The 14196-nt window shown below is 65.9% G+C and carries 14 protein-coding genes; 3 read left to right on the top strand and 11 right to left on the bottom strand.

Annotated features, from left to right (window positions below):
- The first annotated feature begins 38 nt into the window (after positions 1-38).
- The 3 genes from PHD22_RS00775 (at position 39) to PHD22_RS00765 (ending at position 2573) form a co-directional block, all read left to right on the top strand.
- Positions 39-1238: an MFS transporter gene (locus PHD22_RS00775; protein ID WP_299860842.1), complete on the top strand. Its 1200-nt coding sequence runs from the start codon at positions 39-41 to the stop codon at positions 1236-1238.
- 31 nt (positions 1239-1269) lie between these two features.
- Positions 1270-1848: a single-stranded DNA-binding protein gene (ssb, locus tag PHD22_RS00770; protein ID WP_299860839.1), complete on the top strand. Its 579-nt coding sequence runs from the start codon at positions 1270-1272 to the stop codon at positions 1846-1848.
- Positions 1849-1946: 98 nt separating this feature from the next.
- Positions 1947-2573, top strand: coding sequence for a response regulator (locus tag PHD22_RS00765; protein WP_299860836.1), 627 nt, complete (start codon positions 1947-1949; stop codon positions 2571-2573).
- 167 nt (positions 2574-2740) lie between these two features.
- On the opposite strand, the gene PHD22_RS00760 is transcribed toward PHD22_RS00765, so the two are convergent.
- From PHD22_RS00760 to PHD22_RS00710, 11 genes are all read right to left on the bottom strand, one after another.
- On the bottom strand, positions 2741-3214 hold the full coding sequence (locus PHD22_RS00760; RefSeq protein ID WP_299860833.1) for a hydrogenase maturation protease: 474 nt from the start codon (positions 3212-3214) through the stop codon (positions 2741-2743).
- A 4-nt stretch (positions 3215-3218) separates the two neighbouring features.
- Positions 3219-4685 (bottom strand): Ni/Fe hydrogenase subunit alpha, encoded by a 1467-nt coding sequence (locus tag PHD22_RS00755; RefSeq protein WP_299860831.1) that lies wholly within the window; start codon positions 4683-4685, stop codon positions 3219-3221.
- Between the two features lie 117 nt (positions 4686-4802).
- Positions 4803-5354: an NADP oxidoreductase gene (locus tag PHD22_RS00750; protein ID WP_299860829.1), complete on the bottom strand. Its 552-nt coding sequence runs from the start codon at positions 5352-5354 to the stop codon at positions 4803-4805.
- On the bottom strand, positions 5351-6064 hold the full coding sequence (locus PHD22_RS00745) for a 2Fe-2S iron-sulfur cluster-binding protein (protein WP_299860826.1): 714 nt from the start codon (positions 6062-6064) through the stop codon (positions 5351-5353). The genes PHD22_RS00750 and PHD22_RS00745 overlap by 4 nt, the downstream gene beginning before the upstream one ends.
- Positions 6061-7866, bottom strand: coding sequence for an NAD(P)H-dependent oxidoreductase subunit E (locus tag PHD22_RS00740; RefSeq protein ID WP_299860900.1), 1806 nt, complete (start codon positions 7864-7866; stop codon positions 6061-6063). The genes PHD22_RS00745 and PHD22_RS00740 overlap by 4 nt, the downstream gene beginning before the upstream one ends.
- Positions 7867-7961: 95 nt before the next feature.
- Positions 7962-9362, bottom strand: coding sequence for a DUF4832 domain-containing protein (locus PHD22_RS00735; RefSeq protein WP_299860823.1), 1401 nt, complete (start codon positions 9360-9362; stop codon positions 7962-7964).
- Between the two features lie 33 nt (positions 9363-9395).
- Positions 9396-10556 carry a PatB family C-S lyase gene (locus PHD22_RS00730; RefSeq protein ID WP_299860820.1) on the bottom strand — a complete coding sequence of 387 codons (1161 nt, stop codon included), beginning with the start codon at positions 10554-10556 and terminating at the stop codon, positions 9396-9398.
- Positions 10557-10649: 93 nt separating this feature from the next.
- Positions 10650-11582, bottom strand: coding sequence for a cysteine synthase A (gene cysK, locus PHD22_RS00725; RefSeq protein WP_299860818.1), 933 nt, complete (start codon positions 11580-11582; stop codon positions 10650-10652).
- Positions 11583-11696: 114 nt separating this feature from the next.
- On the bottom strand, positions 11697-12182 hold the full coding sequence (locus tag PHD22_RS00720; protein ID WP_299860815.1) for an adenylyltransferase/cytidyltransferase family protein: 486 nt from the start codon (positions 12180-12182) through the stop codon (positions 11697-11699).
- A 62-nt stretch (positions 12183-12244) separates the two neighbouring features.
- Positions 12245-13405 carry a cardiolipin synthase ClsB gene (gene clsB, locus PHD22_RS00715; protein WP_299860813.1) on the bottom strand — a complete coding sequence of 387 codons (1161 nt, stop codon included), beginning with the start codon at positions 13403-13405 and terminating at the stop codon, positions 12245-12247.
- A 4-nt stretch (positions 13406-13409) separates the two neighbouring features.
- Complete coding sequence (locus tag PHD22_RS00710) at positions 13410-14159, bottom strand: endonuclease/exonuclease/phosphatase family protein (protein ID WP_299860810.1); 750 nt, start codon at positions 14157-14159, stop codon at positions 13410-13412.
- Positions 14160-14196 lie beyond the last annotated feature (37 nt).

Genomic DNA, 14196 nt, shown 5'->3' with positions numbered 1-14196 from the left:
AATATACGCCTCTTGCCCCTCCCCACGCAGTAGGTTTAATGGCATCTCCTGACATCGACAAGATGAGTCCGGCCGAACGCCGCGCAGGCGCTTCGCTGGCTGCGATCTTTGCCCTGCGCATGCTCGGCCTGTTCCTGATCCTGCCGGTCTTTGCCGTGCACGCCCATTCCATGCCCGGAGGCGACAACGTGGCGCTGGTGGGCATGGCCATCGGTGCCTACGGTCTGACCCAGGCTTTCCTGCAGATTCCCTTCGGGGCCGCTTCCGACCGCTTCGGGCGCAAGCCGGTGATCGTCTTCGGGCTGATCCTCTTCGTCATCGGCAGTGTGGTGGCAGCGCTGGCGGCCGATGTCCAGACGGTGCTGGTCGGGCGGGTGCTGCAGGGCGCCGGGGCCATTTCCGCGGCGGTCACGGCCCTGGCGGCCGACCTGACCCGCGACCAGCACCGCACCAAGGTGATGGCGATGATCGGCTCCTCCATCGGGCTGGTGTTCGCCCTGTCCATGGTGGCCGCGCCTCTCCTGTATGCGGCCATCGGCATGGGCGGCCTGTTTTGGTTGACCGCGGTACTGGCGGTGGCGGCGATCTTCACGATCCTCTTCGTGGTGCCGGCGGCGCCTCCGGTCCCCCGGGCCATCGGGCGTTTTGCCGAGGTGCTGGGTAATGGGCAGCTGATGCGCCTCAACTTCGGCGTGTTCGCCCTGCACCTGATGCAGACGGCCCTGTGGGTCCTGGTGCCGGTGGGGCTGGTGAAGGCGGGCCTGCCGATGCCCGAGCACTGGAAGGTCTATCTGCCGGCAGTCCTGCTGTCCTTCGTCGTGATGGTGCCGGCGATCATCCAGGCTGAACGGAAAGGCCGCATGAAGGCAGTCTTCAATGGGGCCATCATGCTGTTGCTGCTGGTGCAGGCGGGCTTCTACCTGCTGGGGAGTGAAGGGGGGCTGTGGTCCCTGGCGGCCCTGCTCACCCTCTTCTTCGTGGCCTTCAACGTGCTGGAGGCGACCCAGCCTTCGTGGATCTCCCGGATTGCGCCGCCCCATGCCAAGGGTACGGCGCTGGGCATCTACAACACCCTGCAATCCACCGGACTGTTCCTCGGGGGTGCCCTGGGCGGCTGGCTGGCCCAGCACCAGGGCCCCGGAGCGGTTCCTCTCTTGTGTGCCGGCCTGGCGCTGGCCTGGCTGGCCCTGGCTTCAGGCATGAGTGCCCCACCCCTGCGGCGGGTGGCCACTGTCTGAGTGCCTTCATCGAATCTTTCAGGAGAAATACATGGCATCCATCAACAAGGTGATCCTCATCGGCAACCTGGGCAAGGATCCGGAAGTCCGTTATGCCCCCAGTGGGGACGCGATCTGCAACATTACCCTGGCGACGACCGATACCTGGCGGGACAAGGCTTCCGGTGACAAGCGGGAGGCCACTGAATGGCACCGGGTGGTGTTCTTCGGCAAGCTGGCCGAGATTGCCGGGCAATATCTGAAAAAGGGGAGCTCGGTGTATGTGGAAGGCTCCCTGCGTACCCGCAAGTGGCAGGACAAGGAAGGCCAGGACCGCTACACCACGGAGATCCGTGCCGATGAGATGAAGATGCTCGGTGGTCGCCAGGGCATGGGTGGCAGCGATGCGCCTTCCCGTAACGAGGGGGGCTACGCCGGTAACCGCGACGCTGGCAGCTTTGGCAGTGGCGCCCCGCGGGATGGTGGCTTTGGCGGTGGCGCTCCTGGCGGCAGCAGTGGATATGGCGGTGGTGATGGTTTCGGTGGTGGCGCCCCGGCCCCCGCGCCGGCAGCCCCCAGGAAGCCCGCGCCGGGTGGGTTTGGCGATTTCGACGATGATATCCCGTTTTGATATTCTTGTTGCCTGAAGCCGGCTTGGGGAATAGGATCTCGCCTTTCAGCCCTTGCCGGCTACACTATTAAAATCCGTTGTCCATCCGTATCCCTGAAATGGCTGTTACACCCGAATCCCCCGGAAAGGAATACTGCAGTACCTCCGAGGCTGCCCAGCGTCTGGGTTTGTCCCTGGGTACAGTTCAGCAGATGGTCGAAAATGGCCAGCTGGAGGGGTGGAAGACCGCGGGTGGCCATCGCCGGATTCGTATCAGTTCCATTGAGCAGTTTCGTTCGCGCTCGATGGCCGGGGGGGGGAATGCCGTCACCCGCGCCCAGGGCAATGGGTTGCAGATCCTCGTTGCCGAAGATGACCGCATCCTCCAGAAACTCTATGCACACACCTTCGCGTCCTGGGGTCTGCCGATCCAGGTGCGGATGGTCTCCAGCGGCATTGACGGGCTGGTGGAGATTGGCCGGGTGCCTCCCGGTCTGCTGATCACCGACCTGCGCATGCCCGGGATTGATGGCTTCGAAATGATCCGCCGTCTCCGGGCCGACCCTCAGTTGCACGATCTGGACATCCTGGTGGTCAGCGGTCTGACCGAGGAAGAAATCCTAGAAAACGGTGGCCTGCCTGCCGATGTGATCCTCTACACCAAACCGGTACCCTTCCGGGAGCTGAAGGGCTATATCCAGGCCAAGATCATGGCCCTCCAGCGCCGCGGCCGTCCCGCCGCCTGATCTGCCGCCTTGTTCCTGCAGCGCCTGCCGCAGCCCTTGTCCCGATGTGCCCGGCACCTGCAGTCGGGCCTCTGCTTCTTCCCGCTCCCTTGCGATCCTGTCGATCCGGGTACTTCAGTTGCCCGGATGCCCGGTCTGTGTGCTGAAGGCCCCGGCGGCCCCGTGGTTCATTCGGGCTGGAAGGTGGCGCGCCAGTCCCCCGCGTCGATATGCGCCAGACGCTGCCCCAGAAACCGGCGGGCTGCGGCAAGGTGGGTCCGGGCAGTTTCACTCAGGGGCGCACCCAGCTCGAAGGTTTCGCCGCAGATGCACAACACGAAGGCAGGTGGCGGCGGGGTGGGGCTGATGTCCCGGTGGACCGCCAGTACGGCTTCCGGCGCCAGGGCATGGGAACTGCCGAAACGGTCTGTCACGGGAAAAATCTCGCGGAAGCAGAAGGGCGCCGGAGTCCCGGTGCCGGCATCAATGAACAGGGCCAGATCCTGCCCCTCCAGGTCCAGGGCATGCTCCACCTGCAGCTGAAAGTCATCCACCAGGGTCACTCCCGGGAGAGTTTGCCCGGCCAGTTCGGCCATCAGCAGCGGCCCCAGGGCATCATCGCCCCGGGAAGGGTTGCCGATTCCAAAGATCACCAGCGCCATGGCGTCAGGCGCCGCTGACGGCCCGGTCCACCAGGCTGCCATCTGCATCCAGCAGTTCGACAGCGAGGGGCATCTTGCCAAGGGCATGGGTGGCGCAGGACAGGCAGGGGTCGAAGGCCCGGATCGCCACTTCGATATGGTTGAGCAGCCCCTCGGTGAGCTGGCGGCCGTCCAGGTAACGGCGGGCCACCTGGCGCACGGCCTCGTTCATTGCCTGGTTGTTGTGGGTGGTGGACACGATCAGGTTGCAGTAGCTGACCAGATTGTCGTCGCCCACCTGGTAGTGGTGGATGAGGGTGCCGCGAGGGGCCTCGATGATACCGACCCCTTCGCGCCTTTTTTGGCCTTCCGCCATTCGGTTGGCGGAGAGCAGGTCCGGGTCGTCCAGCAGGTCACGGATGACTTCAGCGGCATGAAGCATCTCGATCATCCGGGCCCAGTGGTAAGCCAGGGGGGCATGGACGGGTTCGCCCTCGCCATGAGCGATGAAGTCCTGGCGCTCCACCTCGGCAAGAGGGGTGGGGATGAAGTCGCAGTTCTGCACCCGGGCGAGGGGACCGACCTTGTACCAGCCCTTGAACGGGCCCTGGTCTTCCATGAAGGGAAACTTCATGTAGCTCCACGATTTGACCTCCTCCAGGATGTGCCGGCCGTAGTCGGCGCAGGGGATGTTGTCCTTGACGATCTGGCCGCGGGCATCCCGCAGGCGCAGGTGGCCGTCGTAGAGATCCATGGCGCCGTCGCCTCGTACCAGGCTGAACAACTGGCTGCGGAACAGGCCGAACTCGTCGTAGAGGGCACTGTTGGTCTCATGGAGGCGGCGGGCCAGATGCACGGCATCCCGGCTCCAGGCGATCATCTGGTCTGCGTCGGCCAGAAGCAGGGCCCGGTCTTCCGGGGTGAGGGATTTATTGACGCCGCCCGGTACCGCGCCGGTGCCATGAACCCGCTTGCCGGCGGTGATGCGGATGACCTCCTGGCCGAACTTGCGCAGCAGGACGCCCTGTCTGGCAACCTCTGGATAGGCTGCTGCCACGCCCACGATGTTGCGCTGCTGGACTGGGGATTCGAAACCGAACAGCAGGTCGGGGGAGGACAGGTGGAAGAAGTGCAGGGCGTGGGACTGGAGGATCTGGCCATAGTGCATCAGGCGGCGGATCTTCTCGGCCGTGGCGGTGATGGGGATGGCGCCCACGACCGGGTCGAGGGCCTTGGCGGCGGCCAGGTGGTGGCTCACCGGGCAGATTCCGCACAGGCGCTGGACCATCACCGGGACTTCCCAGTAAGGCCGCCCCTGGATGAATTTTTCGAAGCCGCGGAATTCGACGATGTGCAGGCGAGCTTCCTTCACGTGGCCAGCCTCGTCGAGCAGCAGCGTGACCTTGCCGTGCCCCTCCACCCGGGAAACAGGGTCGATGGCCACCCGGCGGAGGGTGTCCCGGTGGGCGGCGGTTTCCAGTTCGAAGCTCATGGTTGGATCCTTGGCATCAGGCGTGAAGGGTCAGGGAGCTGAAGGGAGACACTTGAGTCACCTTTGCGAGCGCAGTGGTTTTGGTCAAGTTCGCTTCAGCCCTGCCACCCTCGGTACTCAGTCGTAGTGGAGCAGGCCGCCCGACAGGCGGGGCGTGCGGCCAGAGATCAGGTCGGTGAGAAACTTCCAGATGGCGGGTCCGGACGGCGGACAGCCGGGAAGGAAGTAGTCCACCCGCACCACTTCATGAACCGGGCGGACTTTGTCGAGGGGCAGGGGGAGTTCGGGATCGTTGGGAATCTGGCCGTTGGCGATGCCCGGACGGAACTGGTAGACCTCCCGCATGCATTCGGAGAGGGGCAGGTGGTTGCGCTGGGCCGGCAGACCGCCATTGACCGCGCAGGCACCCAGGGCGATCAGGGTCTTGCAGTTGCGACGGAAGGCCCGCAGTACATGGACGTTTTCTGCATTGCAGACACCTCCCTCGATCAGGCCGATGTCGCAGGGCCCCACGTCCTTGATGTCGGTGAGAGGTGAACGGTCGAATTCCACCAGCTCCACCAGTTCGAAGAGGTGTTCGTCGATGTCGAGGAAGGACATGTGGCAGCCGAAGCAGCCCGCCAGGGAAGTGGTGGCGACCCGAAGCTTGCGGGGAGACGGGGCGTTCATGAGGCTTCCTCCTCCCTGAGCTTCTTTTCGCGGATGCTTGCGCCATCGTAGGAGCGCTCCCCGATCGGAACCGCGAAGCCCGGCCCCTTGTGGAGGATCACCCCGACCGGGCAGATGTGCGCGGCCAGGTCGTCCTTGCTGAAGTCGGTGTCGGCCAGTCGGCCGGATTCCGCATTGACCACCAGGTGCTTGTCGATGCCCCGGCCCGTCAGGGCGAACACTGACTTGCCATCCACGTCCCGGCTGGCCCGGACACACAGCTCGCAGAAGATGCAGCGGTTGAAATCCAGCAGGATATCCGGGTGGGAGGCATCCACCGGGCGTTCCGGGTAGAAGTGGCGAAAGCGCGGCGTCAGCATTTCGTATTCGTACCCGAGGGCCTGCAACTCGCAATTGCCACTTTTCTCGCAGGAGGGGCAGAAGTGGTTGCCCTCCACGAAGAGCATCTGTAGCAGGCCGCGCCGCTCACCGTTCATTTCGGGGGTGTTGCTTTCCACTTCCCAGCCCTCCCTGGCGGGGGTGGCACAGGCGGAGACGTGGCGTCCGGCAGCCTTCACGACACAGAGCTTGCAGCTGCCGTGGGCGGGAAAGTCCTTGTGCCAGCACAGGCTGGGAATGTAATGGCCGGCTTTGCGGGCGGCTTCGAGGATGCTCTGGCCTTCTTCGAAGGAGACGGGCTGACCATCCAGGAGAAACTGTTTGCCACTCATTTTTCATTCTCCCCGTGGGTGTGCAGGTGGGCGCCCGCGTCATCCCGGGCGGTGAGCTGGCGGGCTTCGGCCAATGCCGCATCCAGGTCGAAGGCTGGCTCGAAATCCAGGGAGACGAGCCGCCGTTCATAGGCTGGCCGGAATTTCTGCAGGGTATCGATCACCGGGTTCGGCGCGGCGCTGCCCAGGCCGCAGTGGCTGGCGTTCTTCAGCAGGCGATCGAGCCAGTCGATGTCGGCCAGGTCAGCCTTGGCCCCATGACCGTCGGCCAGCTTGTCCATGAATCCCTTGAGGAGCGAGGTGCCGACCCGGCACGGGGTGCAGAAGCCGCAGCTTTCGTGGGCGAAGAAATGGACGAAGGCCCGGGCTACCTCGAAGAGGTCGCGGGTTTCGTCGAAGATCATGAAGGCGCCGGCGGTGGGTACGTCCTCGTAGGCAATACGGCGCTGGAACTCGTAGGTGGCAAGGCAGATTCCGGCAGCTCCGCCCACCTGCACCGCCTGGGTGTCGCTGGCGCCGCAGTCCTCGAGGATGCGGGCGATGGACACGCCGAAGGGATATTCGTAAATGCCTGGCGCAGCACAGTCGCCGGAGATGGACAGGAGCTTGGTTCCGGCGGACTGGGCCGTGCCGGTGGCGGCAAAGGCCGCGCCGCCCTGAAGGGCGATCAAGCAGGTCTTGGCCAGGGTTTCCACGTTGTTTACCACCGTCGGGCGGTCCAGGTAGCCCTTGATGACGGGGAAGGGGGGGCGGATGCGCGGGGTGCCGCGCTTCCCCTCCAGGGATTCGATCAGTGCGGATTCTTCGCCGCATACGTAGGCCCCGGCGCCCAGGTGGATGCGGATGTCGAAATCGAAACCGGCTTCGCCGAGGATCTGCTGGCCGAGCAGGCCGGCGCTGCGTCGTCGTGCCAGCACGGCTTCGAGCTGAGGCAGCAGGTAGCGGTATTCCCCACGCAGGTAGAGGAAACCGTCGCGGGCACCCACCGCCCAGGCGGCCAGGGTCATGCCCTCGAACACCAGGTCGGCGTAACTGTTGAGTAACACTCTGTCCTTGAAGGTGCCCGGCTCCCCTTCGTCGGCGTTGCAGACGATGACCTTGGCTTCGCCTGGGGCATTGCGGGCGCTGGCCCATTTGACCGCGGTGGCGAAGCCGGCACCCCCCCGACCCCGCAGGTTGGAAGCCTGCATGCCAGCCAGCCAGCCGTCCCGCCCCTGCCGGATTGCAGCGCCGAGGGCCATGCCCGGGGTCATCTCCAGGTTGAGCAGGGCATCCTTGCGGCGGATGTTGTCGTCGACCCGGAAATATCCGGCGGGCCACAGGTCGAGGGGGCGTTGCTGGCGGATCAGTTCGGCGATCTCGTTGATCCGCCGGTGGTTGAGCTGCCCGATGGCCCGACCATTGACCAGCATGGCCGGTCCCTGGTCACACAGGCCGGTGCAGGACGTGGTGGTGATGCTGACGAGTCCGTCTTCCGAGGTCTTGCCCGGCTCCACCCAGAGCTTGCGGCACAGGGTGTCCAGCAGTTCGGCGTTGCCGAGCATGCGGTCGGTGATGTTGTCGGAGAACAGCACCCGGTAGCGCCCGACCGGGTGCTGGTACAGGAAACTGTAGAAGCCGGCAACGCCCTCCACCCGGGCTCGGGGGATGTGCAGGCCTTCAGCGATGCGGGTCAAGGTGGAGGCCGGAAGCCAGCCCTCGATGTCCTGGGCCTCGATGAGGATCTGGAGCAGCGCGGTGGGCTGGTGACCGTGGCGCAGCAGGATGTCGTCGAGAGGCGCGACAGTGGATGACGGGAGCACACTCACAACAACCTCCGGCTCAAGGGGGTGATGCGGTAAGTATGCACCCAGAACGAGGGTGCGTCTTGCGTTGAATCAGAGAATTTCGATGGCGCCTAGCGCAGCGTCACCTTGCTCCCAAGGGCAAATGCGGCCAGGCCTGCGTCCCAGGCCTGATCGGCCTGGTCAGCGTTGGCAGGACGGATGGCGTAGCGGATGTCGCCGCTCAGGCGCGGATCTTCGTCGGGAAAAGCGAGCAGCAGGGCGTGGTCGCCCGCAGGCAGGCCGGCGGGCAGGGTGATGCGCCGGGTGATCCGGATGGTCTGGCCAGGTGTCCATTGGCGTGGGTCCACGTCTGCCAGGGGCAGCCGGGTGACCTGTCCGCTGGTTTCGTGGCGCAGCAGCAACTGGACCGGTCGGGCATTGTGGAGTCGGGCCCAGCCGCGGTTCGCCACTTCGAGGCGCAGCCCCATGGGCTGGCCGGCGGCGATGCTGCCCGTATGGGCGAAGCTGATCAGCTCGAAGCGGTAACCGAGACGGGTACGCACGGTGTTCAGGCATCCCTGGGCTGCCCAGTTGTCGTGGAAGGTGGGGGTGTAATACTCCTCGCCCAGATAGCTCACGTGGTATTCCGCTCCCTCCCTGAGGATGTCCGCGCAGTTGCTGCGGGCCCGGGCAGGACTGGGAGGTTCGCAGGTTTCCCCGCCGAAGGGGGTGGTGGCGCTGAGGCTGCGGATGTAGTTGCGCTGGCTTTCCCCGTCCGGATAGGTGCCCACGTCGGTATCGTCCGCCAGAAAGCAGTCGTTGTGCAGGCCGATGCGGGCCTGGACGCCGGTGGTGTTCGTGCCCGCAGGGGAGGGGTACCAGCGCTGCAGGTCAGCTGGCTGGCGGAACTGCAGGGTCCGTCCCGCCGGCAGGGCTGCGATCAGGGCATCCCGGACGGCCAGCCGGGCGCTCGGGTCGTCGAGCCCGTTGGTGGAGGTGTGCCATTCGCCCCACGCTCCGATGAAGCCGGCCTGCCAGTAGGCGATCACGTCCGCATTGGCCGCCAGGACCGGGGCCAGGCGGGCGATGTGTTCGCGGATGCGGGGCAGGGTGGCGTCCCGGCTGTCACTCCCGGCGACGGAGGGGTCGTTGTAGCTGACCCGCAGCACCAGCTTGAGTCCTGCCTTGCGTACCCGGGCAAAGGCGTCACCCAGATCGCTCAGCAGGCTGTCCGGCAAGCTGGCGTTCCGCCAGGCATCCAGCCGCAGGGGCGCGTAGGCCAGGCGCACGCCTGCAGCCGACAGGGCCCCCAGGCGGGCATCGGAGATTGTGATCAGGGAGTCCAGGCTGCGGGTCATGCCCCGTTCCGGATTGGGGAAATCCTGGTTCGTGCCGACAAACGAGACGCTGAGGTCGAGGGGCGGCAGCTCGGACGTGCTCCCGCCGCCTCCGCCACAGGCGCTCAGCAGCACGGCGAGCAGGGGCAGGGTGCGACGCAGCAACGGGCTGCTGGGTGGGCGAGGGCAGGGCATGGGAAATCGATGATGAAGCAAACGCCGTGCAGTCTAGCCTGTCTCCATGACGGCGTGGCGAATGCGCCGCAGGGCTTCCTCCAGGCGGGCTGGCGGGCAGCCGAAGTTGAGCCGGACAAAGCCGGGTTGTCCGAAGTCCCGACCGTCCGACAGCCCTACGCCGGCGGCCTCGAAGAAGGCGCACGGCCCGTCGAGTCCTCGTTCCTGCAGGAGTCCCGCGCAATCGATCCAGGCCAGGTAGGTGGCTTCCACCGGGGTGGTGCGCACTCCGGGAAGCGCCTGGATGGCGTCGATGGTTTTCCGGGCGTTGGCCCTCAGGGTGGTCAGCAGAGCCTGGCGCCAGGGGTCTCCATCCCGGTAGGCGGCTTCGGTGGCGGTCAGGCCGAGCACATTCACATGAGGCACGATGCCCGCCATGGCACGCTTGTAGCGGTTGCGCAGACCGTGATCGGGGATGATCGCAAAGGCGCAGTAGAGGGCAGGGATGTTCCAGGTCTTGGACGGCGCCATCAGGGTGATGGTGCGTCGGGCCACCGTCTCATCCAGGCTGGCGATGGGGATGTGGGGTGTGTTCGGATCCAGGACCAGTCCGCAGTGAATCTCGTCGGAGCAGATGATCAGGTCGTGGCGTTCCGCCAGTGCCGCGATGCGGGTGAGCTCGTCCCTCTGGAAGACTCGGCCGACCGGGTTGTGGGGGTTGCACAGCATGAACAGGCTGACATCGTCCGCGACGGCCGCTTCCGTGGCGGGCCAGTCCCATTCCCAGCGGTCCTGCTGCCGGAGCAGGGGCACGCTCACCAGCCGGCGCTCCGAGTGGGCCGGGGCGTGCAGGAAAGGTGGGTAGACCGGGGTCGCGGTGAAGACCCCGCTGCCGGGGCGCCCGACTGCCCGGGCCGCCAGGTTGAATCCGGTGACGACGCCCGGCAGCCAGACCAGCCAGTCGGGATGAATGTGCCAGTCATGATCCCGGGCGATTCCTTCGACGACCGCTTCCAGCACCGAGGGCCAGGGATCGGCATAGCCGAATACCCCATGGTCAATACGCCGGCGCAGGGCGTCCAGAACGGGCGGGGGGGCGGCGAAATCCATGTCGGCCACCCACATGGGCAGGATGTCGCGGCCGGCGTAGCGTCGCCACTTGATGCTGTCGGAGGCGCTGCGGTCAGGGGCTGTGGTGAAGTCGAAGGAGCTCAAGGGGGGCCTGCAGGATGGAGGGGTGCGGGCCCGGAGGCGTCCGGCCCCGCACCCGGGGGGAGGTCAGGAGGCCGCCGGGGCGGCGACGGACGTCTAAACCTCCAGGTGCTGGTAGAGCGCCGTGGACAGGTAGCGTTCGCCGAAGGAGGGGATGATCACCACGACCAGCTTGCCGGCATTTTCGGGGCGCTCTGCCACCTGCAGGGCGGCCCAGACGGCAGCACCGGATGAGATGCCCACCAGCAGGCCCTCCTCGGTGGCCAGCCGGCGGGCGGTATCCAGGGCGGCTTCGTTGGGCACCTGGGCGATTTCGTCGTAGATCAGGGTGTTCAGCACGCCGGGCACGAAGCCGGCACCGATGCCCTGGATCGGGTGGGGGCCCCGCTGGCCGCCGGAGAGGACCGGGCTGGCGGCCGGCTCCACGGCGATCACCTGAACCGAGGGCTTCTTGGCCTTGAGGGCTTCGCCGACGCCCGTCACGGTCCCGCCGGTTCCCACACCAGAGACGAAGATATCCACCTGGCCGTCCGTGTCGGCCCAGATCTCCTCGGCGGTGGTGGTCCGGTGGATGGCCGGATTGGCCGGATTCTCGAACTGCTGTGGAATGAAGTAGCGGGGGTCGGCGGCGGCCATCTCCTCGGCTTTCTTCACGGCTCCGGGCATGCCTTCGGCGCCAGGGGTCAGGATCAGTTCCGCACCGTAGGCCTTGAGCAGCAGCTTGCGTTCCCGGCTCATGGTTTCCGGCATCACGAAGGCACACTTGTAGCCCCGGGCAGCACAGACCATGGCCAGCCCGATGCCGGTGTTGCCGGAGGTGGGTTCGAGGACGATGGTGTCGGGCGTGAGCTTGCCGGCGGCTTCGGCGGCGTCGATCATCGCGGCCGCGATGCGGTCCTTGACGCTGTGGGCGGGGTTGAAGAACTCCAGCTTGAGGGCAAGGGTGGCGCCGTTGGCAGGGGCCAGCTTGTTGAGCTTGACGAGGGGCGTGTTGCCGATCAGTTCCGCAATGTTGTTGGCGATGCGCATGGCACTCCTCTACGGGAAGTCGATGATTAAGTGAAAATGGATTCTAGTGCGGAGAAAAGCGTGTCCTTAGATAATATTGGAATATTCAAATACTCTTTTCAGGCTCCGTCTCCATCACAGGCGGCGGATCTTTTCCAGCAGGGCCGTGGTGGAGCGCTGGTGCTCGAAGGGGATTGAATGCACGCTTCCTCCCCGGGCGAGGGTCTCCGGGGCGCCGATGATGTGCTCCGGTGCCCAGTCGCCGCCCTTGACCAGAACATCGGGTTCGCATTCAAGAATGCGCAGGATGGGAGTGTCCTCGTCGAACCAGGTTGCCAGATCCACGCAGCCCAGGCTCGCGATGACCGCCAGGCGGTCGTCCAGGGTGTTTATCGGGCGGTCCGCCCCCTTGCCCTGACGGCGCACGGAGTCGTCGCTGTTGAGGGCAACTACCAGCGAGGCTCCCAGCGCCCGGGCCTGGGCCAGGCAGGTGACGTGGCCGCGATGGAGGATGTCGAAGCAGCCGTTGGTAAAGACCAGGGGGCGGGGAAGGCGGGCGACGCGTTCCGCGAGCTCTTCCGGCGGGCAGAGCTTGGTTTCGAAGCTGGGGCGAGGGTACATGGTGAGGGGTGAGGGGTGAGGGGTGAGGGCACGTAGACTACCTGATAGGCAGCGGTCGCCCGCTAGTGCTTCCCCCCGTATCCGGCGATGCCGATCATCAGCCGCACCAGGCCGTAGGCGGCCCAGGTGAGCACCCGCTGGACCCGCGAGCCTCGCAGCCAGTCCCGGGGGTGGATTTCCTTTCCGCCATCGCCGATCGCGCGTTCCAGTCGTTCCCGCAGCTGTAGTGCAAAGCCGGCGTCCCGTACCACCACGTTGCCTTCCCGGGCCAGCAGCAGGCTGAATGGATCGATGTTGCTGGAGCCTACGGTGGCCCAGTGGTCATCGATCACGGCCACCTTGGCATGCAGGTAGCTGCGGTGGTATTCGATGATCCGGATGCCTGCGTGAAGCATCTGTCCGTAGAGCGCCCGGGTCGCCCACTGCTGGAGCGGATGGTCAGCCAGCCCCTGGACCAGCAGGGTGATCCGGACGCCCCGTCGGGCCGCATCCAGGAGCGCATGGCGGAAGCGACGGCCCGGCAGGAAGTAGGCGTTGGCCAGCAGCACCTCCCGGCGTGCGCCAGCGATGGCTTGCAGGTAGGCATCCTCGATGTCCCGCCGGTGGCGGATGTTGTCCCGGATCAGGAAGGCAGCTTCCACCTGATCGCAGGGCGCGGGCTGAAGCGGAGGCGTCGGCGCCAGGCGGAGTCGCTGGCGAAAGGAGGCCCAGGCCACCAGTTCCCAGACCCGCCGGACGCTTGCGTGGATCGGAGCGAGCAGGGGGCCTTCGATGCGGACTGCATAGTCGTGGCGGGGCGCATCCAGCGCCGGTGCTTCGAAGTCGCTGACGATGTTGATGCCACCGACGAAGGCCAGCCGGCCGTCGATCACGGCCAGCTTTCGATGAAGGCGTCGCAGGCGTCGCCTGCGGAGGGAAAAGGCGCCCACTTCCCGGCGGTAAATCAGGACCCTGACCCCGGCGGCAGCCAGCTCGTCCATCATCTCGGCAACGAACTCCCTGCCGCCAAATCCATCTACCATCAGGCGTACCGTGACGCCCCTTTGTGCCGCCCGCTGCAGACAGACGGAAACGGCACGCCCTACCGGGTCGTTGGCAAAAATGTAGGTTTCGAGGAAAACCTCCCGCCTGGCTCCGTCGATGGCCGCCTGGAGTGCGGGGAAGAACTCGATACCGTTCTCCAGCAGGGTCAGGGAATTGCAGCGGTACCAGACCGTGCTCATCGGATCACTGGGGATGGACCAGGGCGGTCAGGGCCGCGTGGTCGGAGATCCGGCTCCAGGGGGGGCCGTAATGGACTTCAGCCTTGTCCACGGCAAAGCCCCGCACGTAGATGCGATCCAGGCGCAGCACCGGCAGGGTGCTCGGAAAGCTGCGCGCCGGCCGGCCGCGCAGGGAGACGAAGACTTCGGCGACGCCAAGCTGTTCAGTCAGGTAGGTGTCGGCGTGGTTGCGCCAGTCGTTGAAGTCGCCCGCGATGATGAGCGGGGCTCCGGCCGGTGCCAGTTCATCCATCCGCTTGACCAGGGCCGCCATCTGCCGACGGCGGCTGCCAGCGGTGAGGCCCAGGTGCACGCAGACGCAATGCACCGGGCGGGCCAGGCTATCCACCCGGATCTCGCAGTGCAGGAGCCCGCGGCTTTCAAAGCGGTGGTCGGATACATCCTGGTTGGCCTGGGACAGGATGGTGTGGCGGCTGAGGATGGCATTGCCATGATGACCATGGGCATAGACGGCGTTGCCGCCGTAGGCGGTCTGCTGCCACATGTCCCGGGCCAGGAATTCGTGCTGGGGCTGCTCCGGCCAGTTGGTGTGCTGGCGGGCGTGGCGCAGGTGCAGGCCCTGGACCTCCTGCAGGAAGACCACGTCGGCTCCGAGTACCCGCAGACGATCCCGCAGATCGTGAATGGCCAGGCGGCGGTTGAACTGGGAGAAGCCTTTGTGGATGTTGTAGGTGCAGATGCGCAGGGTGCTCATCGGATTTCCTTTTTGTCCATTGTGCGCCTTCCCGGGG

Origin of the sequence: Zoogloea sp. (assembly GCF_028693495.1) — a bacterium.
GTDB lineage: Bacteria > Pseudomonadota > Gammaproteobacteria > Burkholderiales > Rhodocyclaceae > Zoogloea.
This window is presented reverse-complemented; position numbering and strand designations above follow the sequence as displayed.